The 23,175-nt window shown below is 50.5% G+C and carries 19 protein-coding genes; 18 read left to right on the forward strand and 1 reads right to left on the reverse strand.

Annotated features, from left to right (window positions below; translation table 11 throughout):
- Positions 1-2: 2 nt before the first annotated feature.
- The 4 genes from ACTOY7_RS04725 (at position 3) to ACTOY7_RS04740 (ending at position 2,842) form a co-directional block, all read left to right on the forward strand.
- Positions 3-350: an MmcQ/YjbR family DNA-binding protein gene (locus ACTOY7_RS04725; protein ID WP_482670371.1), complete on the forward strand. Its 348-nt coding sequence runs from the start codon at positions 3-5 to the stop codon at positions 348-350.
- A gap of 62 nt (positions 351-412) precedes the next feature.
- Positions 413-790 (forward strand): VOC family protein, encoded by a 378-nt coding sequence (locus ACTOY7_RS04730; protein WP_160281358.1) that lies wholly within the window; start codon positions 413-415, stop codon positions 788-790.
- Positions 791-860: 70 nt separating this feature from the next.
- A complete protein-coding gene (locus tag ACTOY7_RS04735) occupies positions 861-1,910 on the forward strand; it encodes an alcohol dehydrogenase (protein WP_482670372.1) in 1,050 nt (349 codons plus the stop codon).
- The gene (locus ACTOY7_RS04740) at positions 1,907-2,842 is read left to right on the forward strand and encodes a sugar kinase (RefSeq protein ID WP_482670373.1); all 936 of its coding nucleotides are present in this window, start codon (positions 1,907-1,909) and stop codon (positions 2,840-2,842) included. The genes ACTOY7_RS04735 and ACTOY7_RS04740 overlap by 4 nt, the downstream gene beginning before the upstream one ends.
- A 136-nt stretch (positions 2,843-2,978) precedes the next feature.
- Here the strand turns inward: ACTOY7_RS04740 and ACTOY7_RS04745 are convergent, their stop codons facing one another.
- Positions 2,979-3,380 (reverse strand): hypothetical protein, encoded by a 402-nt coding sequence (locus ACTOY7_RS04745; protein ID WP_160281361.1) that lies wholly within the window; start codon positions 3,378-3,380, stop codon positions 2,979-2,981.
- A 396-nt stretch (positions 3,381-3,776) separates the two neighbouring features.
- Between ACTOY7_RS04745 and ACTOY7_RS04750 the strand changes: the two genes are divergently transcribed.
- The 14 genes from ACTOY7_RS04750 (at position 3,777) to metG (ending at position 22,477) form a co-directional block, all read left to right on the forward strand.
- The gene (locus ACTOY7_RS04750) at positions 3,777-4,361 is read left to right on the forward strand and encodes a DUF2178 domain-containing protein (RefSeq protein WP_482670374.1); all 585 of its coding nucleotides are present in this window, start codon (positions 3,777-3,779) and stop codon (positions 4,359-4,361) included.
- 3 nt (positions 4,362-4,364) lie between these two features.
- Positions 4,365-4,565 carry a helix-turn-helix transcriptional regulator gene (locus tag ACTOY7_RS04755; protein ID WP_160281362.1) on the forward strand — a complete coding sequence of 67 codons (201 nt, stop codon included), beginning with the start codon at positions 4,365-4,367 and terminating at the stop codon, positions 4,563-4,565.
- Positions 4,566-4,601: 36 nt separating this feature from the next.
- Positions 4,602-5,351 carry a nickel pincer cofactor biosynthesis protein LarB gene (gene larB / locus ACTOY7_RS04760; RefSeq protein WP_160281363.1) on the forward strand — a complete coding sequence of 250 codons (750 nt, stop codon included), beginning with the start codon at positions 4,602-4,604 and terminating at the stop codon, positions 5,349-5,351.
- 5 nt (positions 5,352-5,356) lie between these two features.
- Positions 5,357-6,772, forward strand: a complete 1,416-nt coding sequence (gene larC / locus ACTOY7_RS04765; protein WP_482670375.1) for a nickel pincer cofactor biosynthesis protein LarC — start codon at positions 5,357-5,359, stop codon at positions 6,770-6,772.
- On the forward strand, positions 6,769-7,587 hold the full coding sequence (gene larE / locus ACTOY7_RS04770; RefSeq protein ID WP_482670376.1) for an ATP-dependent sacrificial sulfur transferase LarE: 819 nt from the start codon (positions 6,769-6,771) through the stop codon (positions 7,585-7,587). Before larC ends, larE begins: the two co-directional genes overlap by 4 nt.
- Positions 7,588-7,602: 15 nt before the next feature.
- Positions 7,603-9,687 (forward strand): BglG family transcription antiterminator, encoded by a 2,085-nt coding sequence (locus ACTOY7_RS04775; protein WP_300884535.1) that lies wholly within the window; start codon positions 7,603-7,605, stop codon positions 9,685-9,687.
- Positions 9,688-9,890: 203 nt separating this feature from the next.
- Positions 9,891-10,148 carry an HPr family phosphocarrier protein gene (locus ACTOY7_RS04780; protein ID WP_004075097.1) on the forward strand — a complete coding sequence of 86 codons (258 nt, stop codon included), beginning with the start codon at positions 9,891-9,893 and terminating at the stop codon, positions 10,146-10,148.
- A gap of 72 nt (positions 10,149-10,220) precedes the next feature.
- A complete protein-coding gene (gene ptsP / locus ACTOY7_RS04785) occupies positions 10,221-11,840 on the forward strand; it encodes a phosphoenolpyruvate--protein phosphotransferase (RefSeq protein ID WP_160281367.1) in 1,620 nt (539 codons plus the stop codon).
- Between the two features lie 75 nt (positions 11,841-11,915).
- Positions 11,916-13,400: a tRNA lysidine(34) synthetase TilS gene (gene tilS / locus ACTOY7_RS04790; RefSeq protein WP_394683919.1), complete on the forward strand. Its 1,485-nt coding sequence runs from the start codon at positions 11,916-11,918 to the stop codon at positions 13,398-13,400.
- An 80-nt stretch (positions 13,401-13,480) separates the two neighbouring features.
- Positions 13,481-14,005 carry a hypoxanthine phosphoribosyltransferase gene (hpt, locus tag ACTOY7_RS04795; protein ID WP_160281369.1) on the forward strand — a complete coding sequence of 175 codons (525 nt, stop codon included), beginning with the start codon at positions 13,481-13,483 and terminating at the stop codon, positions 14,003-14,005.
- Positions 14,006-14,054: 49 nt separating this feature from the next.
- Positions 14,055-15,926 carry an ATP-dependent zinc metalloprotease FtsH gene (gene ftsH, locus ACTOY7_RS04800; RefSeq protein WP_482670385.1) on the forward strand — a complete coding sequence of 624 codons (1,872 nt, stop codon included), beginning with the start codon at positions 14,055-14,057 and terminating at the stop codon, positions 15,924-15,926.
- 336 nt (positions 15,927-16,262) lie between these two features.
- Positions 16,263-18,311, forward strand: a complete 2,049-nt coding sequence (locus ACTOY7_RS04805) for a glycoside hydrolase family 13 protein (protein ID WP_160281420.1) — start codon at positions 16,263-16,265, stop codon at positions 18,309-18,311.
- Positions 18,312-18,437: 126 nt separating this feature from the next.
- Entirely contained in the window at positions 18,438-20,384 is a 1,947-nt protein-coding gene (locus tag ACTOY7_RS04810) for a glycoside hydrolase family 2 protein (RefSeq protein WP_482670377.1), read from the forward strand.
- Between the two features lie 122 nt (positions 20,385-20,506).
- On the forward strand, positions 20,507-22,477 hold the full coding sequence (gene metG, locus ACTOY7_RS04815) for a methionine--tRNA ligase (RefSeq protein WP_482670378.1): 1,971 nt from the start codon (positions 20,507-20,509) through the stop codon (positions 22,475-22,477).
- Positions 22,478-23,175: the final 698 nt, after the last annotated feature.

The following is a 23,175-nucleotide window of genomic DNA, read 5'->3' on the forward strand; positions in this document are numbered from 1 at the left end:
GGATGCTGACAGAGAGGCAGGAGATCATAGAGCTGTGTTTAAAATATCCGGGAGTATATGAGGATTATCCATTTCATGATCCCAACTGGTGTGTGATGCGGCATCAGGAAAATAAAAAAGTATTTGCCTGGATATTCGAAAAGGACGGGTATATATGGGTCAATGTAAAATGCGACCCGGAATGGACCTCATTCTGGCGTAATGCGTTTGAGTCGGTCATTCCGGCATACCATCTGAACAAGACCTATTGGAACTCGATCATTCTGGACGGAAGCATTCCGGATAAAGAGATTCGGATCATGATTGGAAACAGCTATGACCTGACAGCAAAAAAGTGTAAGAAGGCTTAGAAACTGTACTGAGCATGTGTTTTACTGTACGGATTAGCTGCATAAAGTTAGGGGGAAGCGTGATGAAATTGAAAAATATTTTACTTGTTGTGGATGATATTGACCGGTCTATAGAATTCTACCACAATCTGTTTGGACTGGATATTGCGGTGCGTTTTGAAGGCAATGTAATCCTGACGGAGGGGCTGGTCCTCCAGGAGAGGAAGATCTGGGACAACCTGATCGGGAAACAATCCGTCCGGGGGGACGGCGATGCGGAACTGTACTTTGAAGAAAATAATCTGGATCATTTTCTGGAAAAGCTGGAGCATTATCCGAAGCTGGTCCGTTATCTGACCCCGCTTACAGAATATGAATGGGGAAAGCGGGTGGTCAGGATCTATGATCCGGACGGGCATGTGATCGAGATTGGAGAGAATAATTCTTACAAGAAACAATGATTTTCTGACAATTCCTAATAAAAATTTCATCAAGTTCGGTTTGAGTAAGAACCAGAAAGAAGGGATTACCATGCTAGCATACACATATGTTTCTCAGGGCAATTTTCAATTAAAGCAGAAACCAAAACCAGAATTAACAGACCCAAAGGATGCTATTGTCAAAGTCACTTTATCCAGCATCTGTACCAGTGATCTTCATATCAAGCATGGCGCGGTTCCGAAAGCTGTGCCGGGCATTACGGTGGGCCATGAGATGGTTGGGATTGTGGAATCGACAGGGGCGGAGGTTAAGTCCGTAAAGCCGGGCGACCGGGTTGCGGTCAATGTGGAGACCTTTTGCGGAGAATGCTTCTTCTGCAGGCATGGATACGTCAACAACTGTACGGATGAAAACGGCGGCTGGGCACTGGGATGCCGGATCGACGGCGGACAGGCGGAATATGTCCGGGTTCCCTATGCAGACCAGGGCTTGACGGTCATTCCGGAAGATGTATCCTTTGAGCAGGCCCTCTTTGCGGGAGATATTCTGGCAACCGGGTTTTGGGCAGCGAGGATATCTGAGATTAAAGAAGAGGATACGGTATTGATCCTTGGCGCAGGACCTACCGGAATCTGTACGCTGCTCTGCGTGATGCTGAAACGTCCGAAACAGATCATTGTATGTGAAAAGGACCCGGACAGACTGGATTTTATCCGAAAGCACTATCCGGATGTGATCACAGTGGATCCGAATCGCCTGGAGAAAGCAATCCAGGAAAATTGTCCAAATGGCGGCGCGGATGTGGTGCTGGAAGTGGCCGGGACAAAAGATACATTCCGGATGGCATGGCATTACGCAAGACCCAATGCGGTGGTTACGGTAGTGGCCCTATATGAGGAGGACCAGGTTCTTCCGCTGCCGGAAATGTACGGGAAAAACCTGACCTTTAAGACCGGAGGGGTGGACGGCTGCGACTGTGAGGAGATTCTACGGCTGATCGCGGAAGGGAAGATAGACACCACGCCGCTGATCACTCATACATATTCGCTGGATCGGATAGAAGAAGCATATGAGTTATTTGAAAATCGGAAAGACCATGTAATCAAGGTTGCGCTTAGAGGAAAGAAGGGAAGCATATGACAGAAATTTTAACCATGGGAGAGATGCTCGTTGAGATTATGCGGGAGCAGGAGGACGTACCGCTTGATCAGGCCGGAACATTTCGGGGTCCCTATCCCAGCGGCGCGCCGGCCATCTGCATTGACGCTGCTGCACGGCTCGGCTGCAGGACGGCGATCGTCGGCGGTGTGGGAAAGGATGATTTTGGAAAATGCATTTTGGAGCGACTGAGAAAAGATGGTGTGGATGTCAGCCATGTGATCGAAAGTAAAGAGCGGGCTACGGGCTGCGCTTTTGTCACTTATTTTAGTGACGGTTCCCGAAAATTCATTTTCCATATGGGAAATACACCGGCTGTAGAGGCGAAGGCTCCGGGGCAGGGAGAATTTGAAGGCGTGAGGTATATGCATATCATGGGATGCTCCCTGATGTCAAGCCCGGTATTTGCCCGGGAAATCCTGAAGGCCATGCGTATGCTTGCCGGAGAGGGATCGAAAATCTCCTTTGACCCGAATATTCGGAAGGAGCTTTTTACGGATGCGTCAATCCATGAGGTGATCCGGGAGGTGATGGAGCATACCAGCATCTTTCTGCCGGGAGTCGAGGAACTGCTGCTGATCACCGGAAAGGAGAATGTGGAGGAGGCGGTAAAGACCTGCTTTACATACCCGCGGATGGAGATTTTGGTACTGAAAAATGGATCAAAGGGAAGCCGGATCTATCAGCGAAGCAGTGTGGAAGAGGTGGGCGTTTATCAGGTGGAACAGGCAGACGCGACCGGAGCGGGGGACTGCTTTGACGGGGCATTTCTGGCGGGGCTTGTCCAGGGAAAGAGTGTGAAGGAAGCCGCGCAGATGGGAGCGGCAGCAGGGGCGCTCAATGCGGCGGCATTCGGCCCAATGGAGGGACGGATCAATCCTGCTTCGATAAAGGAAATGATGGAAAGTGGCTGATAAGGAATGGGTGCAGTATAATTTGGCTGCTAACAGATCAAAAGTTGAGCAAAGAGAAAGATCGTTAATACCGTGAAAATGCGAAAACGATCTTTCTCAAAATAATATAAAATTTCCTGATTTAAGCAATTCATTTTTACTTTAAATATCTCCATTCGCTGTACTTTTTAAATCGAATCTTTAGATGCTCTGGTATTTCTAAAGCTTCGAAGGATTGCCCATTTTCTTCATAATAATTTGCCAGGCTTTCCGTAATGACCTGCTCATCTCCATCTTGCTCAAGTAAATTAATGAGTGTCTGATTAACAGTAGTGCAAAGAAGCCCATGATATTCCTGACATTCAATCTGTTCGAAAGAATCAATTTTTATCTGCTCTGTGCCTTCTATATTTTGCTTTTTCGTAACAAATATCTGAGCGGCAGAACGGTATCCGCCATTTGTCAGACCTAAAAAATCGGCAGCTGTATCAAAAGCAAGAATACATTCATATTTACTCAATAATTGTCTTAGATAATTATTGTATGTTAAAACAGCCATCGGTACCCTCCTGATGCGATTCTTTGTTAACGCACTCATTATAACTTGGAAAGTGTAGTCCGTCAATGCTGTATTCTGGCTGTTGTATGTCACAGCTGGTCAAGGTGTGTCATGCAACTTCTGGCTATAGGGCTTGCTTTTCTTTTTGATTTTTTGTATTATTTTAAATGTATGTTTGTATTATACTTACGAATGTAGCTGGTAAAGTCTAAGAAGAGATATATTTGTCATTTCCTTATTGACAGGCAATTCTTTACGTGATATATTTATCTCATAAAGAGATAAATATATCACGTAAAGGAGAGCTTAATTATGAAACGAACAAAAATTAGATTCCTTATGATTTTTGGACTGATATGCATACTCATTAACATTGCTGCTTCGTGGTATTCTGCTATGTATAATGAAGGAAGGATTGTTGCGCCTATGGACTATTCTGCCTATGTTTTTCGGATTCAAGATCTGCCGATGATTGCTTCTGTGTTTCTTACATGGATCTACGTGCTGTATTTGTTCATACTCCTTGTAAAAGCAATCATAAAAAATAACCGGAGGGACAGGCGGTCATCTACATCCAGAAAGATTAATCCGAAGCTGGGATTTTTGGGCTTTCTGGGATTCTTGGGCTTTTTAGGTTTTTGGAATTATGGCTTTAATAAAAATATGTCCGCATTTGTATTTTTTGCATTTTTTGGTTTTTTCGGCTTTTTCTTCGAAGGCAAAATGTCTAATACATTTCGGGATGAACGGTATAAGGAGAATAAAGTAAAAGCTCAGTTTGCTTCGATGGAAATTGTGATGTCCATTTTGTTTATCCTCACATTGCTTTTGGGGCGGGGGGATCTTATGGGAAATCCGGAATATACGCTGATCGCAGTGCGGATCATTCTGTCACTCACGATTGGCCTATATCTGCTTCTCAGTGAATATCTGCTGTATCGCTACGATCATGATGACGAGACTGCCGAAAGCGAGGATTGAGCTATGCCGGATTTTGAGTGTAAACTGAAAAAATACAGACAGCGAAAGGAGTTGACGCAGGAGCAGTTAGCTGTCCAGGTCGGGGTAAGGCGGGAGACCATCATGCGTCTGGAAAAGGCGCGGTACAATCCGTCTTTAAAGCTGGCGATTGACATTTCCAGGGTGGTGGAGGCCCCGATTGAGGAAATTTTTATATTCAAGTAGAGTTGTGAGAAGATTGTTGGAGGATCTTAAACGAGAATGGATGCGAGAGAGGTTTTAGAGCAGGTGAGATCCGGCGGGATGTCGGTGGAAGACGCGGAGCGGTATTTTCAGAAGCAGTCCTATGAAGAGATGGGGTATGCCAAGCTGGATACATACCGGGAGATCCGTTCCGGGTTCCCGGAGGTCGTATTTTGCAGCAGAAAAGCGGATGTTCATCTGAAAAATATTTATAAAAGGTTATATGAGGAGAATGGAGAAGTATTCGGAACCCGTGCTTCGCAGCGTCAGTACGAGGTAGTGCGGGAGGTGCTGCCGCAGGTGGCTTACGATGAGGTCTCTCATATCTTGAAAATTGAAAAGCAGGATAAGCCGCGGATCGGAGAGATCGCGGTCTGTACGGCAGGCACGGCGGATATCCCGGTGGCTGAGGAAGCAGCACAGACGGCGGAATACTTCGGGGCAAATGTAAACCGCATTTATGATGTGGGTGTCAGCGGCATCCACAGGATGCTCTCCCACCTGGATGTGATCCAGCGGGCCAACTGTGTGGTGGCCGTTGCAGGCATGGAAGGGGCGCTGGCAAGTGTTCTCGGCGGTCTGGTCAGCCATCCGGTTATAGCGGTCCCAACCTCTGTCGGCTACGGAGCAAGTATGAACGGACTGTCCGCGCTGCTTACCATGATCAATTCCTGTGCAAATGGAATTGCAGTGGTCAACATTGACAATGGTTACGGCGCAGGCTATATTGCCACCCAGATCAATCGGCTGGCAGTGAAAGGAGAATGAAAAAAATGGGAAGTACATTATATCTGGAATGTTCGTCCGGCATCAGCGGGGACATGACGGTTGCCGCGCTGCTGGACCTTGACGCGGATCAGGAGGTTATGAAAAAAGCGATTGCGAGCCTTCCTGTAGAAGGATTTTCAATCGAAGTCAGCCGGGTAAAAAAATCCGGGCTGGACGCCTGCGATTTCCTGGTACGGCTGGACGAAGAGCATGAGAACCATGACCATGATATGGAATATCTGCATGGGGAGGGAGGACATGTGCACAGCCACTTACATCACCATAACGATGCGGAAAACCATGAACATTCTCAAGAAGGCATACACAGCCATTCACATTTTCATGATCCGGCGGAGACACATGCTCACGGCGATGCAGCCGGCCATCACAGCCACCCACATATCCACCGCGGCTTAAATGATATACTGGAAATCATCAGCCAGGCGGATCTCAGCAGCAGGGCAAGAGCTCTGGCAGTCCGTATCTTTACCATCCTTGCGGAGGCAGAGGCGAAAGCCCACGGTGTTCCTTTGGATCAGGTGCATTTCCATGAAGTGGGCGCGGTGGATTCCATTGTGGATATTGTTGCGGCCGCTGTGTGTCTGGACAATCTGGACATCACGGAGGCGGTCATCCCCAGGATTTACGAAGGGCGGGGCTTTGTACGCTGCCAGCACGGCGTGATTCCGGTGCCGGTTCCGGCGGTGGTCCATATCGCGCAGGCCAGTCAGCTTCCTCTGCGCCTGACCGAGACGGAGGGCGAACTGGTAACGCCTACCGGGGCGGCCATTGCGGCGGCGATCCGGACAGCACAGCAGCTGCCGGAGTCATTTGTAATAAAAAAGACCGGGATCGGCGCGGGAAAACGTACCTATGACAGACCCAGCCTGCTCCGCGCGATGCTGATCGAAAGCGCGGAAAAATCCGCGGACGCGGGAACGGATGGTCAAAAAAGCCAGAAGGAAGCCTGCATACCAAAAGATGTGGTTTACCGTCTGGAAACGAACATTGACGACTGCACCGGCGAAGCTCTCGGATATGTCATGGAACGCCTCTTTGACGCAGGGGCGAGGGATGTACATTACACGCCTGTTTATATGAAGAAAAACCGCCCGGCATATCAGCTCAATGTAATCTGTGACCGGGAAACTGTGCCGGAGATGGAGACGATCATTTTCCGGGAAACCACGACCATCGGCATTCGGAAAATGGAGATGGAGCGGACCGTGCTGGAACGGTCTGCGGGAAAGATCACTACATCATTGGGAGAGGCAGAGGTCAAGGTCTGCATCCTGCCGGACGGAGCGAGACGCGGCTACCCGGAATATGCTTCGGTAGAACGTCTGGCAAAAAAGAACGGTATCAGTTTTCGGGATGCATTTGAAATCATAAAAAGAGAAGCGCAGGAACAATATCAATGACAGAATACGAAGAGAAAAAGATCAGGCTCAAAGACCAGATACAGGCTTATGCAGAAGAAGGCTGTATCGTGGCATTTTCCGGCGGCGTGGATAGCAGCCTGCTGTTAAAGCTTGTATGTGAGGCGGCAGGAAAGTCCGACAGAATCTATGCGGTGACAATGCAGACCCGCCTTCATCCGGTCTGTGAGATTGAACATGCAAAAAAAGTGGCGGAAGAGATTGGGGCCTCCCATCTGGTCATCCCGGTGGATGAACTGGAGGAAGCAGGAATCCGCCAGAACCCGCCGGACAGATGTTACCTCTGCAAGAAGAATCTGTTTACAAAGATACTGCAAAAAGCCGAAGAACTGGGGATCCAAAATATCCAGGAAGGGACCAATGAGGACGACCTCCATGTCTATCGTCCGGGATTAAAAGCAATCCGGGAGCTGGGAGTGATCAGCCCTTTGGCTGAGGCCGGTTTTACGAAAGAAGATGTACGCCGTCTGGCAGAAGAATATGGCCTGTCCGTTTCGGACCGGCCTGCCGCGCCCTGCCTGGCGACCAGATTTCCATATGGAGCGGCCCTTTCTTACGAAGAGATACAGAAGGTGGAACAGGGAGAGGCCTATTTGAAAGGCTTTGGACTATATAACGTCAGACTTCGGATCCACGGCGAGATTGCGAGAATTGAGGTGGATACCGGAGAATTTCCTGTTTTACTCCAATACCGTTCGCATATTATCAATTACATCAGGCATTTGGGATATCCATATATCACTCTGGATCTGGAAGGTTTCCGCTCCGGCAGTATGGATGTTGGGATTCCCACATGATAAAGGAATTCACCAATGAACAAACGAACCATTTCCATCATACATGAGCTCTGCGCCCCGGAAAAGCCCATCAGCATTTCCGGGCTTGCAGGGCAGTTCGGCGTATCCCAGAGGACAATACGCAATGATCTGAATACGATCAATGATATTTTAAATGAAAACGAACTTTTGAAACTGAAGCTGAAAAGCGGAGGCCAGATCATACGAGATCCTTCATTTGACCAGATCCTTTCCTTCGTTTCAGATGGGGATTTTTACGCCTACAAGCTGTCCAAAGGGGAACGGATCCGGATTGCGTCTGCTTTGCTGGTCACTTCGTCGGAATATACCACATTGTCTGCAATCGCCGATACCCTGTTCGTGAGCCGGGCGACCGTGATCAATGACCTGGAAGAGATCAAGACATGCGTAAAAGAAGGCGGCCTGGAGGTAGTGTCCCATCCGAGCCGGGGCTTACGCATACAGGGGACGGAGAGTGACAAAAGAGTCTTTTTGCTGAAAGCCGCGGATTCCGGTCAGAGTATGGCTGAGCAGGAGCTTATGACCGGGCAGATCCATGTACCCGAGGAAACCCGAACCATGCTCCAGAAGATCATCACGGAGCAGGAGCACATTCACAAATGCTACCTGACGGACGATTCTTTCAAAAAGGTACTGCTTTATCTGGAAATTATGATCAACCGGAACCTGATGGGAGAATATATAGAGGTACGCAGAAAAAATGTCAGCGGCAAACACCAGATGGCACAGGATATCCTGGAGCTGATCTCACAATACTGTCATTTCCGTACAACAGAGGATGAGATACAGTTTTTCAGCGAGCTGCTTTCCATGGCCAGGTACACCCGGCAGAGAACCGGCGAGGGGGATGCAGTAAAGCTGCAGTTTATCACCCGGCAGTTTATCTGGCAGATTTCAGAGGAGCTGCGGGTCAATCTGAACGGAGATTATGACTTTTTCGAAAATCTGTCCGCGCATCTGGAATCCGTATATTCCGCCGCGTCTCCGGTCTATCCGGACAATCCGATTATCGAGGAGATCTTAGAGGAAAATGCGGAGGTGGCTGCCGCGGTCCGGAAAAAACTGCCGATCCTCCAGCAGTATACCGGCGAGCCCATTGAAGAGATTGAACTGGGGTACATTACGGTCCACGTATGCGCCGCTCTGGAACGAAAAAAGAACAAGGAGATCGCGTTCCATGTGATCGTGGCCTGCCATGCGGGTATCGGGACGTCTCAGCTTCTGCTGGAAAGGCTGAAAAAGCATTTTAATTTCCAGATCGTGGATATCATTTCCGTCCATGAAGCGAAAAACATGGATCCCGGAAAGGCGGATTTTATTATTTCCACGGTTCCGCTGGAAGGCTGCGGCCTGGATCATGTGATTGTCTCTCCGCTGTTAAACGACGAAGATTATATCCGGGTGGGCAATAAGATCGACAGCCTGCGGGACAGCCGGAATCTCCCTGTCCGCGGAGAGGAGCATGAGATCACGGCTAAGGGCCTTCTGGAAAAGTTGGATCCGGTCATCCGGGAATCGGTTCCCGATGCCGCTCCGGAGCTGATCCGGAAAATCCGGAAGATCGTGGGAGAATATTTTAATCAGACCATGGACACGGAATCGGAAGCCGAGCCGCCGTATCTCCATGAACTGCTGCCGCACACCCGAATCATGCTTGATGTGGAATGCGGAGACTGGAAGGAGGCAGTGCGCAGATCCGGAGAAATCCTGCTGGATATGGGATACATTGAGGCGCGCTACATTGATGCCATGATCGCCAACATTGATGAAAACGGTCCCTACATCGTCCTGTCTCCCGGATTCGCGGTCCCCCACGAAGGGGTGGAGCAGGGCAGCATCCGAGTCGGCATGAGCCTGATCCGCCTGAAAGATCCGGTGCCCTTCGGCGTGGAGGAGCTGGATCCGGTGGAATTTGTCTGCTGCCTGAGCGCGGTTGACCACAAGACCCATCTGCGGGCGTTTTTCAATCTGGTCAATCTGCTCAGAGACGAGAACTTTAAGCAGAGTCTTCACCAATGCAGGACGCCGGAAGAGGCGGCGGGGATCATCGAAAAATATGAATATGAGACTGCCGAATAGGCCGGGAATACCAAAGGTATGGACAACGACTTGGTTGAATCCATTTCAAAAATCTTGCAAACAATTATTCTTTTCCAATCCGCCACAGAGTGTTATGATGATAACCAGAGAAGGATAAGCGGCTAAAAGGCGGCAGGTATCATCTGAAAACCGTATGCTCTGCCCCGCTGTTTCCCTAAACATACATATTAGGAGGATTTATCATGAAGACATTTAGCTATGAGATTAAAGACGCAATTGGAATCCACGCAAGACCGGCAGGACTTCTGGCAAAGGAAGCGAAGAAGTATGAGAGCAAGATCGTGATCAAAAAAGAAGGGAAATCCGCAGAGGCGACCAAGCTGATGGCGATCATGGGAATGGGCGTAAAATGCGGCAACGTTGTAGACGTAGAGATTGAGGGCGCGGACGAAGAAAAGGCATACGAAGACATCAAGGCATTCTTCGAGGCAAACCTGTAAAAACGATTACAGTTGTACGGTTGGATCATCCAAGGATGTTCCAGCCGGCTCATTTCATAGGAGTATATTGTTATGTTAAAATTTTCAGGAAAATCCGTATACAAGGGAATCGTCCTCGGCCCGGCGGCCGTATTAAAGAACAATGATTTCCAGGTGAAGCGGGAAAGGTCCGAGGATCCGGAGGCAGAGATCGCCAGAGTAGAGGCGGCGGCGGGAAAAGCACAGGAGCAGCTCCAGAAGTTGTACGATAAAGCCGTGATCGAGGTGGGCGAAGCAAGCGCCGCTATTTTTGAGGTCCATCAGATGATGCTGGAGGACGACGATTACCGGGACGCAATCAGCAGCATGATCCGCACGGAGCAGATCAATGCGGAATATGCCGTGGCAGTGACCGGAGACAACTTCTCCGAGATGTTCGCCAACATGGATGATGATTATATGAAGGCCAGGGCTGCGGATATCAAAGACATTTCCAACCGCCTGGTACGCAACCTGTCCGGACAGGAGGATGTGGATTTCAGCTCCATGGAGCCGTCCATCATCATTGCGGACGACTTAAGTCCCAGCGAGACGGTGCAGATGGATAAGAGCAAGATCCTGGCATTTGTCACGGTCCATGGCTCCACCAATTCCCATACGGCAATCCTTGCGCGTATGATGAACATTCCGGCACTGATCGGTGTGCCGATGAACCTGGATGAGATCCATACCGGCCAGACCGCAATCGTGGACGGCTTCAAAGCGGAAGTGGTATTCGACCCGACAGAAGAGCTGTGCCGGGAGACACAAAGCCGGATGAAAGAGGAGCAGGAGAAGGCAGAGCTTCTGCAGACTTTGAAAGGAAAGGAAAATGTGACCCTTTCCGGTAAAAAGATCAATATCTATGCAAATATCGGAAGCGTCGGCGACGTGGGATATGTATTGGAAAATGACGCGGGAGGCATTGGCCTCTTCCGAAGCGAGTTCCTGTATCTGGGGCGGAATGATTTTCCGACGGAGGAGGAGCAGTTCCAGGCATACCGGCAGGTGGTACAGACCATGGCAGGCAAGAAGGTCATCATCCGGACGCTGGATATCGGCGCGGATAAGCAGGCGGATTATCTGAACCTGGGAAACGAAGACAATCCGGCCCTTGGCTACCGGGCGATCCGCATCTGCTTAAAGCAGCCGGACATTTTCAAGACACAGCTCCGCGCCCTTTTGCGGGCGGCAGCATACGGCAACCTTTCCATCATGTATCCGATGATCATTTCCACAGAGGAAGTGCGGCAGATCTACAGCATCGTGGATGAAGTGGAATGCGAGCTCAACGACGCGGGAATCCCCTACAAGATACCGGAGCAGGGGATCATGATTGAGACACCGGCCTCTGTCATGATCAGCGACGAGCTGGCGGAGATGGTAGATTTCTTCAGTATCGGAACCAACGATCTGACCCAGTATACGCTGGCCATTGACCGTCAGAATGAAAAGCTGGATGATTTTTACAATCCTCACCACAAGGCGATCCTTCGGATGATCCAGATGGTTGTGGACAATGCCCATAAGCATGGAAAATGGGCAGGCATCTGCGGCGAGCTGGGAGCGGACCTGGAGCTGACTCAGGAATTTGTACGGATGGGGCTGGATGAGCTTTCCGTTGCGCCCTCCATGATCCTCAAGGTCAGAAAAAATGTCAGAGAAATGGAATAGTGAACCGCAGCAATATTTGTTCTTGCTTTTTTTAGCCGTATTGAGTATAGTATACCCGAAAGGCTGAGGGATATTATGGAAAAAGTAAGGGCATATATAGAAAAACAGCATATGATCTCGGCAGAAGATCATATTATAGCAGGTATATCGGGAGGAGCAGACTCGGTATGCCTGTTTTTCGTGCTTCTGGATCTTCGGGACCGGATGGGGATTTCCTTTACGGCAGTCCACGTCAATCATGGCCTGCGGGGGGAAGCGGCGAACCGGGATGAGGAGTTTGTGCGGGAGCTGTGCGGACAATATGGCATTCCTCTGGAAGTTTTTCGGGTGGATTTGGAATCAATTTCCAAAAAAAGGAAACAATCTCTTGAGGAGTGTGGCAGAAACATCCGCCGGGAAGCCTTTGAGCAGATCCGGGAAAGGTGCGGGGGAACGAAGATCGCCCTGGCGCATCATCAGAATGACAATGCGGAGACACTCCTGTGGAACCTGGCAAGAGGGACCGGACTGACAGGACTGGGCGGGATCCGGCCTGTCAACGGGAGGTACATCCGTCCGCTGCTCTGCCTGGACCGAAATGAGATCGAGGATCTCCTGAGACAAAGGGGGCAGGGGTACTGCACGGACGATACCAACGGCGATACAGAGTATACACGCAATAAGCTGCGGCATCTGGTGATCCCTGTTCTGGAAAAGGAGGTCAATTTTCAGGCTGTCCGGCATATGAATGAAGTAATGGAACAGCTCCGGGAAGTCCGGGATTATATGGAGCTGCGCGCGGAGGAAGCATTTCGGGAATATGTCAAGATCCAGGCTGCGCCGGGACATTTCCTGATCACAAAGGAGCTTCGGGAAAAAGAACCGGATATCCTCTGTACGATGGTGATCCAAAAGGCTATGGAGCTGGCGGCGGGGCAGATGCGGGATGTAGGCAGAATCCATATCCGCGGGGTTCTGGACCTGTTTCAGAAGCAGTCCGGCAGGAGCCTGGACCTTCCACTTTTCATACGTGCGGTCCGTACTTACGAAGGGGTGGAATTGTACCGGAAGCAGGAAAACAAAGCAGATGCTTTGTCTGAGTCTTCCGGAAGGGCTGAGGAAGCTTGGCGTGCCGACGGAGACGGAAGTCCGGATCCACGCAGGCTGCCAAAGGGGCAAAACCCTGGATATCCGCTGCGGATTCCGGGGGAGACCTGCCTTCGGAATATGGGGCTGACCATCCGATGCAGGATTTTCCCGAAAACAATGTGCTTTTCTATGGAGGAAATCCCACAAAAAGAGTACACGAAATGGTTTGATTATGATATAATAGAAACAGCGCTCTGTATCAGGACGAGACAGGGCGGCGATCAGATTACCATTGATCGGGCGGGACACCGCCAGAAATTAAAATCCTGGTTCATCAATGAGAAGATACCTGCGGGAGAGAGGGACACCATTCCCTGCATCGCGTCCGGCAGTCAGATCCTGTGGATCCTGGGGCACCGCATGAGCAGTGCGTACCAGGTCACGGGCCGGACAGAGCGGATCCTGCAGATCGAGGTTGTGAAAGAGGATTAAAAAGAAGTATGAGAGTAAATGAAGCTTAAGGAGTAAAAAATAAGTACTCAAAAGAGAACATGCATTACGGAGGAAAAAAGATGGCGGAGACAATTCGGGAACTGATATCAGAGCAGGACGTAGACAAGAGGATCGAAGAATTAGGCCAGGAGATCAGCAGGGATTATGCGGGCAAGAGTATTCATCTGATCTGCATATTAAAGGGCGGCGCGTTTTTCATGTGCGAGCTGGCGAAGCGGATCACGCTTCCGGTGTCGATTGATTTTATGTACGTGAGCAGCTATGGAGACGCAACTTCCTCCAGCGGCAATATTAAGATCAAAAAGGATCTGGATGAATCCGTGGAAGGCAAGGATGTGCTGATCGTAGAAGACATCATTGATTCGGGGCGGACCCTGTTTTTCCTGACGAGAGAACTGGAAAAGCGGGGAGCGAAGAGCATCCGTCTGTGCACGCTGCTGGATAAGCCGGACCGCAGGGTCGTGGAAGTCAGGACCGATTATGTCGGTTTTCAGATCCCGGACGAATTTGTTGTAGGCTACGGTCTCGATTATGCGCAGAAATACCGTACGCTGCCGTACATCGGTGTGGTAGAGGGAGTATAAAGTTGGGAAGGAGCAGAAACCATTGAATAACAATAACAAGTACAGGACAATGAGCGGTGCCAGTGTCGTCATGTTTATTGCCATCGTGTTTTTTGCGCTTTGGTTTACAGGACAGATGCAGCAGCGCGACCAGGAGATGACGTATGCGCGTTTTGAACAGGAATTGAAAGACGGCAACGTGGCGGGAGCCATTATCAACCAGAGCAGGTCCGTGCCCACCGGAACCGTGACCGTGACGCTGAACAATCCCCGGTCATCCAGGATCGTATACGTGTCGGACGTGAATGAAGTCCAAGAACTTCTGAAAAAGTATAATGTGAAGGATTATCAGATTCTGAAGGTGCAGGAGGACACCATGTTCACCACGGTCGTGGTGCCGGTTCTGATCACCATGGCAGGCGTACTTTTGATCTTTATGCTGATGAACCGGCAGGGAGGCGGGGGCGCCAACGCCAAGGCGATGAACTTCGGCAAAAGCCGCGCGCGTCTGAACAGCCCGGCGGACAAGCAGGTGACATTTGCCGAGGTGGCAGGACTGAAGGAAGAAAAGGAAGAACTGGAAGAGATCGTAGACTTTCTGAAGGCTCCGAAGAAATATATCCAGGTAGGGGCCAGGATCCCGAAGGGAGTCCTTTTGGAGGGACCTCCGGGAACCGGCAAGACGCTGCTCGCCAAGGCCATCGCCGGAGAGGCCGGAGTGCCGTTTTTCAGTATTTCCGGTTCCGATTTTGTGGAAATGTTCGTGGGCGTAGGCGCGTCCCGTGTACGCGACCTGTTCCAGGATGCTAAGAAAAACGCTCCCTGCATTATCTTTATCGATGAGATCGACGCCGTGGCAAGGCGCCGCGGGAGCGGGCTAGGCGGCGGACATGACGAGAGAGAGCAGACATTGAACCAGCTCCTGGTGGAGATGGACGGATTCGGGGTCAATGAAGGGATCATCGTGATGGCGGCGACCAACCGCAAGGATATCCTGGATCCCGCGATCCTTCGGCCGGGACGTTTCGACCGGAACGTGATCGTAGGCCGTCCGGATGTGGGCGGTCGGGAAGAGATCCTGAAGGTCCATGCGAAAAACAAGCCTCTGGGCGATGATGTGGACCTCAAGCAGATCGCGCAGACCACTGCGGGATTTACCGGGGCGGACCTGGAAAACCTGCTGAATGAAGCTGCGATACTTGCGGCCAGGGACAACCGGATCTTTCTGCAGCAGAAGGATATCCGCCATGCATTTGTAAAGGTCGGGATCGGACCGGAGAAGAAGAGCCGTATCGTATCGGAGAAGGAGAGAAGGATCACAGCCTATCATGAGGCGGGACATGCGATCTTGTTTCATGTACTGCCGGATGTAGGGCCGGTCTACAGTGTGTCAATCGTACCCACCGGGGCGGCAGGAGGCTATACGATGCCCCTTCCGGAGCGGGACGACATGTTCAATACAAAAGGGCATATGCTGCAGCAGATCACCGTATCACTGGGCGGACGCGTGGCAGAGGAAGAGATCTTCGATGACATTACCACCGGGGCATCTCAGGATATCCGCCAGGCGACAGCGATCGCAAAGTCCATGATCACCAAGTTCGGCATGTCCGAGCGCCTCGGCCTGATCAACTACGACAATGACAGCGACGAGGTATTTATCGGAAGGGACTTCGGCCATACATCCAGAGGGTATGGAGAGAAGATCGCAGGCACCATTGATGAAGAGGTGAAGAGGATCATTGATGAGTGCTATAACCGGGCAAGGGGGCTTTTGCAGGAGTATCATTCCGTATTGGACGCATGCGCGAAGCTGCTTCTTGAGAAGGAAAAGATATCACGGAAAGAATTTGAAGCGCTTTTTGACAAACCTTCCGCGGAGAATATGAACGTCCTGGATATGGACGGGATCCATTCTGACGTATATCCTGCGGGAATCTGAAAAAAGTAACAGATCAGGCTATTTGGATGTAGTTCCTAAATTTGGGGAGGGAATGACAGACATACCGGATGTGAGTGCATAGGCAACAATTGGAGAAGGCAGGCACAGTGTTATTTAAGGGGGTAGAAAATGCAATCACAGTTTTTTAAATCTTGGAAAAAAAGTATGCGATGGCCAAAGGGTGACTTCAGACAGGAAAAGCATGAAATTGGAGAGGAGCATCAGAATCAGGAAGCAGACATAGAACGAAAAGAAGAAAAGCCAGAGGCCGTTATCAAAACAGAGGAAAATACGGAAGAGGTCTGTGAATCGATCAAACAAAAAGGAGATTTCAGGATGTGCAGAGACGCATTGTTCTGTGATGGGACTTCTTCCTATGTGATACCGCCCGAACCTGCGGAAGGGCAGAGGATCAGGCTGCGTTTCCGCACGGCCCGGAATAATGTCAGTACGGTCCTTTTGGTGGCGGACTCCGGAATCTATCAGATGGAACGGGTACTCACACGCGGCGTATTTGATTATTACGAGATCAGCTGGAAGCTTGGCAGTGAAACTTTTTCTTACTATTTTGAGATCCACTGCGGAGATGAGGTCTGTTATTATGACCGTACCGGTGTATCGGACGAGATCAAGCCGCATTATTCGTTCCGGATCGTACCGGGATTTTCCACACCGAACTGGGCAAAAGGCGCCGTCATGTATCAGATTTTTGTGGACCGCTTTTATAATGGAAATCCGGAAAATGACGTCAGGGACCGGGAATATATCTATATCGGCGAGCCTGTCAGAAAGGTGGACGACTGGAACGAACTGCCCCACGCCATGGATGTGCGCAGATTTTACGGAGGCGACCTCCAGGGCGTGATGGAAAAGCTGGATTATCTGCAGGAGCTGGGTGTGGAGGTGATCTACTTCAACCCGCTGTTTGTATCGCCTTCCAACCATAAATATGATATCCAGGATTACGATTATATTGACCCGCATCTTGGACTCATCATTCAGGACGGAGGCCAGGCGCTGCCGGACGGAGCCGAGGATAATACGAACGCGGAATTGTATAAAAAGCGTGTCGGAGACCTGGAAAATCTGAAAGCAAGCAACGAACTGTTTATCCGGCTGGTAGAAGAGATCCACCGCCGGGGTATGCGGGTGATCCTTGACGGAGTATTTAACCACTGCGGTTCCTTCAATAAATGGATGGACCGGGAGAGGATCTATGAGAATCAGGAAGGCTATGAGAAGGGCGCGTTTATCAGCAAGGACAGCCCATACCGGAGCTTTTTCCATTTTCATGATAATGCAGATGACGCATGGCCGTACAATGCCAGCTACGACGGATGGTGGGGGAATGATACCCTGCCGAAGATGAACTATGAGGATTCCCGGAAGCTGGAAGATTATATTATGGCGATCGGCAGGAAATGGGTGTCTCCGCCTTATAACGTAGACGGATGGCGGCTGGATGTGGCGGCGGACTTAGGCCATACCAATGAGTATAACCATGCCTTCTGGAAACGGTTCCGCAAAGAGATCAAAGGGGTTCGGCCGGATGCGCTCATCCTGGCGGAGCATTACGGCGATCCTGCGGAATGGCTGCAGGGGGATGAGTGGGACAGCATCATGAATTATGATGCCTTTATGGAACCGCTGACCTGGTTCCTGACCGGGATGGAAAAGCACAGCGACGAATACAGGCCGGATTTATTAGGAAACGCGGATTATTTTGTTAATACGATGAATCATTTTATGTCCTGTATGCAGACGTCGTCCCTGCAGACGGCGATGAACGAGCTTTCCAATCATGACCACTCCCGTTTTCTTACACGGACCAACCAGGTGGCAGGCCGTCTGGGCAGCATGGATCACAGAGCCGCCGAGGAGGGTGTCAGCCTTGCGGTCATGTCGGAAGCGGTTGCGGTGCAGATGACCTGGATCGGAGCGCCTACGGTATATTATGGAGATGAGGCAGGTCTGTGCGGATTTACGGATCCGGACAGCAGGAGGCCGTACCCATGGGGAAAAGAGAACCGGCGGATGATAGAGTTCCATCGGGAAATGATCAAGATACATAAGAATGAGCGGCCGCTTCGTACAGGATCCTTACGGATGCTGTACTGGGAGAAGGATGTGCTGGCGTACGGAAGGTTTCAGGGTGATGAGCAGGTAGTTGTGATCCTGAACAACAGTGAGAGCCTTCGGGAGGTCACTGTCCCGGTATGGATGGCGGAAGTGCCTGTTACCGGAAGGATGAAACGGCTGATTTATTCCTATGAAGATGGTTTTACAACAAAAAAGGATGAATACATTATTCATAAAGGAGAAATCGTAGTGAATATGGGGCGCCACTCCGTACTTATTGCGAAAACAAAACGGGCAGACGGATGATCTGCCCATTTTCATATCAATGTATGCGGAAAGACTGCCGGTGGCAGGGGTTCAGTATACGAATGTATGCGGGCTGCCGGCGGCAGGCTTTCTGTATTGGCGCATTTATGGAGAGGAGGAAAGTCTATGGAGCGGTTATATACACGGTGGGGAAAGGTGCTTGACGCAAATGACATTTTACAGGAATACCCGCGCCCTCTGCTGAGACGGGACAGTTATGTCAATCTGAACGGGTATTGGGATTATGCATTTACGAAGGAATTCAAAAAACCGGAAAGATATGACGGCAGGATCCTGGTGCCGTTTTCGCCCGAAACCGTACTTTCCGGGGTGGAACGGCAGCTTAAGCCGGATGAGTATCTGTGGTACCGCCGGCAGTTTGACTGCGCAATGCAGAATGCGGGTATGCGCCTTATCCTTCACTTCGGCGCCGTGGACCAGGCATGCAGGGTATATGTAAATGGAAAAGAGGCCGCCAGGCATGCGGGAGGATATCTCCCCTTTTCCGCAGACATCACGAAGTACCTACGCTGCGGAAGGCTTCCGTCAATGCCGGAGGAAACCGCTCCAAGGACAGGAGCAGGACCGTCCGGCGTCTGCCCTGGAGCAGAGGAGACTGACAGATCTGAAATGCAGAATGAGATCGTGGTTGCGGTCAAGGATCTGAGCGATACTTCTTACCACGCAAAGGGGAAACAGAAGCTGAAAAAGGGCGGCATGTTCTATACTGCCCAGAGCGGCATCTGGCAGACCGTCTGGATGGAGTACGTGCCGGAGAACTATATAGAGGAGCTGATCACAGAGCCGGAGCTGGATCAAAAACGGGTCCGGATTTTTGTCAGGTCACAGAATACGGCGCCTGTCACGATCCGGATCCAGGCGCCGCGCATCCATGCATCGGCCGATGAGAAGGCATGGGAGCCATCCAAACGGACGGAAGAGCCGCACACGGAAGCAGCGCGTATCCGTCATCCGGAACCAATGCAGACGCAGGCATCCGGACAGCTCACGGCTTCGGACGGTCCGGAGCGGCCTTCGATGACAGCGGAAATTTCCGGCATGTCCAATGCGTATCTTGCAATTCCGATTCCGGAGGTCTGTCCGTGGACCTGCGAGGAACCCTGGCTCTACGATTTTACTGTAACCATGGGGGAGGATCAGGTACGAAGCTACTTTGCTCTCCGTACATTTACTGTGGAACCGGATGCGGAAGGGATTCCCCGCATCTGCCTGAATGGAAGGGTTCAGTTCCAGAACGGCGTTCTTGACCAGGGCTACTGGCCGGACGGGCTGTATACCGCGCCCTCGGATGATGCGCTGATCTTTGATATTCTGGAGATGAAGAAGATGGGCTTCAACATGATCCGAAAGCATATCAAGATTGAACCCCAGAGATGGTATTATCACTGCGACCGCCTGGGAATGGTGGTGTGGCAGGACATGGTGAACGGGGGAACCTACTACAGGCATTGGTTTGTGACCTACGCCGCGACGTTGATCTCCTGGAAAAAATGGAAGATGGCAGATATCTATCCCCATCTGCTGTCGCGCGCCCATAAGGAGGGCCGGCTGGAATTTGTCCGGGAGATGAAGGAGACGATCCGGATCCTGAAAGGACATCCGTCCATTGCGGTATGGGTGATCTTCAACGAAGGCTGGGGGCAGTTCCAGACAGAAGATATGACGAGGATCGCAAGGCTCTGCGACAGCACCCGGCTGATCGACCAGGCAAGCGGATGGTTTGACCAGAAGGGCGGGGACCTGCAGAGCATGCACAATTATTTCTTTAAGCTGGAATTTGCGGCAGAAAAGGAGCGCGCTACCGTATTGTCGGAATTTGGAGGATATTCCCTGCGGGTTGCGGGACACAGTGCCTGCAGCAAGCTCTATGGCTATGGAACGCATAAAACATTGGACAGCCTGAATGCCGCGTTTCAGGCGCAGATGGCAAAGGTAAAGGAGCAGATCCCAAAAGGATTGTGTGCCAGTGTTTATACACAGCTGAGCGATGTGGAAGAAGAGATGAACGGGATTTTCACCTATGACCGGGAAATACGGAAGATAATCCCTTGACATTTTTGGGACCGTATGCTAACATTTCAAAGCAGGCACTTGCGGAGGTTCTGTCTGTGAGGGCAGGGCGAATTAGAAGTGGTAACACGGCATACAGCCGTCTTCTTATGAATCATCAGAATATGATTTTTGAGAAGGCGGTTTTTACTTTTAAGAAAGAAGGAGAGATAAAAATGTCAGAGAGACCAAAGTATTACATCACAACTGCGATTGCCTATACATCTGGCAAACCGCATATCGGCAACACCTATGAGATTGTTCTTGCGGACGCGATCGCTCGGTACAAGAGGATTCAGGGATACGACGTATTTTTCCAGACCGGGACGGATGAGCACGGGCAGAAGATCGAGCTGAAAGCAGCAGAGGCAGGGGTATCGCCGAAGGAGTTTGTAGACGGTGTATCTACCGAGATCAAACGGATCTGGGATCTGATGGACACCTCTTATGACAAGTTCATCCGCACAACGGACGGATACCATGAGAAGCAGGTGCAGAAGATATTCAAGAAGCTGTACGACAAGGGGGACATTTACAAGGGATATTATGAAGGAATGTACTGTACGCCCTGCGAATCCTTCTTTACCGAGTCCCAGCTGGTGGACGGAAAATGTCCGGACTGCGGGCGCGAGGTGCAGCCGGCCAGGGAGGAGGCATATTTCTTCAAAATGAGCAAATATGCCGACAGGCTGATCAAACATATCAACACCCATCCGGAATTTATCCAGCCCGTATCCCGGAAAAACGAGATGATGAACAATTTCCTGCTTCCGGGCCTGCAGGATCTGTGCGTGTCCAGAACCTCCTTCAAATGGGGGATTCCGGTAGATTTTGATCCGAAGCATGTAGTCTATGTATGGCTGGACGCACTGACCAACTACATCACCGGGATCGGATACGAGTGCGACGGGGAAAGCACGGAACAGTTTGAGCATGACTGGCCGGCTGACCTGCATCTGATCGGAAAGGACATCATCCGTTTCCATACCATTTACTGGCCCATTTTCCTGATGGCGCTGGATCTCCCACTCCCGAAGCAGATCTTCGGCCATCCGTGGCTGCTCCAGGGGGACGGCAAGATGAGCAAATCACGGGGAAATGTACTGTATGCGGACGAACTGGTGGATTTCTTCGGCGTAGACGCAGTCCGCTACTTCGTACTCCACGAGATGCCGTTTGAAAATGACGGCGTCATTTCCTGGGAGCTGATGGTGGAACGGCTTAACTCCGATCTGGCCAACACGCTGGGCAACCTGGTCAACCGTACCGTATCCATGACCAACAAGTATTTCGGCGGCGCGGTGACGGACAAAGGCGCGGCGGAAGAGGTGGATGCCGACCTGAAGGCTGTAATGGAGCATGCGGCGAAAGCGGTAGAAGCGAAGATGAACGAGCTCCGTGTGGCGGACGCGATGACAGAGATCTTCAATCTGTTCAAGCGCTGCAACAAATATATTGATGAGACAATGCCCTGGGTGCTTGCAAAGGAGGAGGCGAAAAAGGACCGTCTGGAGACCGTGCTGTGGAATCTGATCCAGGGGATCTCCGCAGGCGGAAGGCTTCTGGAGGCATTTATGCCTTCCACCAGCCAGAAGATTCTGGCGCAGCTCAATGAAGGCCATGTGACAGACAAGCCGGAGATTCTGTTCCAGCGTCTGGATCTGGAGGAAGTGATGAAAAAGGTGGAAGAGCAGCATCCTCCGGTGGAGGAAGAGGCGGATCAGGGTTCCGCGGAGAAGGAAGAGAGCGTGATCGACATGGAGGCAAAGCCGGAGATTACGTTTGAACAGTTCGGCGCCCTGCAGTTCCAGGTGGGCGAGATCATTGCCTGCGAGGAGGTGCCGAAGTCCCGGAAGCTCCTCTGCTCCAAGGTGAAGATCGGAAGCCAGGTGAAACAGATCGTATCCGGGATCAAGGCCCATTACACCCCGGAAGAGATGGTCGGCAAAAAGGTCATGGTGCTGGTGAACTTAAAGCCAGCCAAGCTGGCAGGAGTTCTCTCGGAAGGAATGCTGCTCTGCGCGGAGGACGCGGACGGTGTTCTGTCCCTCATGGTTCCGGAAAAGGAGATGCCTGCGGGAGCGGAGATCTGTTAGGAGCCGTAGAAAAATAACGGATGCGGATTGCGCGGCGTCATGCAGTCCGTATGCTTCGAAGACAGTATAGATATATTTTGAAAGCCCTGCTTGAGCGCGGGGCTTTTGCTTTTGTTACGGATATATAAATAAGCGATCTATTTGTCAGAATCTAATTAAATTTCAGAAAATTACATTCAAAACAAACAATTATAAATTTATTGGAAAAATATTCAAAAAATGTGTTGACAAATAAGAAGCCCTGTGGTATTATAAATTCAATCCAAAAGAGATACAACCATCGAAGCAATCGACAGGATATCTCACATAGGAGCCATTTTCCGGGGGAGACATAACTTATATAATCATCAGATTCTGGTCCGGAGGGTGGTTGGAATATTAAGAAAAGGAGGTAAAGGTCCCGTGGACAGTATAGAACTCATTACAATTCAATATGTCAGTGGTACGGCAGATGTACATTCCTGTGAAGAAGAGACCTTTACTTATTTGAGATAAAGGAATCCGGTAAAATAGTATGAAAAGGATGAACAATCGGAGAGTATGAGGATGCCGGATGATAATCAAGAGACTCAGCATTTGCAGACATATTGAATACAGGTGCCACAGATAGCAGGATTTCCGGGATGTGTAAAGAAACATCGGAGAGATTCCATTTTTTATAAAAGTATTCCAGGTTATAGGAAGAATAATTTAGTAGA

This window comes from Schaedlerella sp. (assembly GCF_056796775.1).

Excerpts from the sequence above, each read along its gene's own strand:
- ftsH (WP_482670385.1), top strand. The coding sequence starts at position 14,055 with ATGAGCGGTGCCAGTGTCGTCATGTTTATTGCCATCGTGTTTTTTGCG.
- ACTOY7_RS04730 (WP_160281358.1), top strand. The coding sequence starts at position 413 with ATGAAATTGAAAAATATTTTACTTGTTGTGGATGATATTGACCGGTCT.
- ACTOY7_RS04775 (WP_300884535.1), top strand. The coding sequence starts at position 7,603 with ATGAACAAACGAACCATTTCCATCATACATGAGCTCTGCGCCCCGGAA.
- hpt (WP_160281369.1), top strand. The coding sequence starts at position 13,481 with ATGGCGGAGACAATTCGGGAACTGATATCAGAGCAGGACGTAGACAAG.
- larC (WP_482670375.1), top strand. The coding sequence starts at position 5,357 with ATGGGAAGTACATTATATCTGGAATGTTCGTCCGGCATCAGCGGGGAC.
- tilS (WP_394683919.1), top strand. The coding sequence starts at position 11,916 with ATGGAAAAAGTAAGGGCATATATAGAAAAACAGCATATGATCTCGGCA.
- ACTOY7_RS04745 (WP_160281361.1), bottom strand. The coding sequence starts at position 3,380 with ATGGCTGTTTTAACATACAATAATTATCTAAGACAATTATTGAGTAAA.
- ACTOY7_RS04780 (WP_004075097.1), top strand. The coding sequence starts at position 9,891 with ATGAAGACATTTAGCTATGAGATTAAAGACGCAATTGGAATCCACGCA.
- larE (WP_482670376.1), top strand. The coding sequence starts at position 6,769 with ATGACAGAATACGAAGAGAAAAAGATCAGGCTCAAAGACCAGATACAG.
- ptsP (WP_160281367.1), top strand. The coding sequence starts at position 10,221 with ATGTTAAAATTTTCAGGAAAATCCGTATACAAGGGAATCGTCCTCGGC.
- ACTOY7_RS04805 (WP_160281420.1), top strand. The coding sequence starts at position 16,263 with ATGTGCAGAGACGCATTGTTCTGTGATGGGACTTCTTCCTATGTGATA.
- ACTOY7_RS04740 (WP_482670373.1), top strand. The coding sequence starts at position 1,907 with ATGACAGAAATTTTAACCATGGGAGAGATGCTCGTTGAGATTATGCGG.
- ACTOY7_RS04755 (WP_160281362.1), top strand. The coding sequence starts at position 4,365 with ATGCCGGATTTTGAGTGTAAACTGAAAAAATACAGACAGCGAAAGGAG.
- ACTOY7_RS04725 (WP_482670371.1), top strand. The coding sequence starts at position 3 with ATGCTGACAGAGAGGCAGGAGATCATAGAGCTGTGTTTAAAATATCCG.
- ACTOY7_RS04810 (WP_482670377.1), top strand. The coding sequence starts at position 18,438 with ATGGAGCGGTTATATACACGGTGGGGAAAGGTGCTTGACGCAAATGAC.
- ACTOY7_RS04735 (WP_482670372.1), top strand. The coding sequence starts at position 861 with ATGCTAGCATACACATATGTTTCTCAGGGCAATTTTCAATTAAAGCAG.
- metG (WP_482670378.1), top strand. The coding sequence starts at position 20,507 with ATGATTTTTGAGAAGGCGGTTTTTACTTTTAAGAAAGAAGGAGAGATA.
- larB (WP_160281363.1), top strand. The coding sequence starts at position 4,602 with ATGGATGCGAGAGAGGTTTTAGAGCAGGTGAGATCCGGCGGGATGTCG.
- ACTOY7_RS04750 (WP_482670374.1), top strand. The coding sequence starts at position 3,777 with ATGTATAATGAAGGAAGGATTGTTGCGCCTATGGACTATTCTGCCTAT.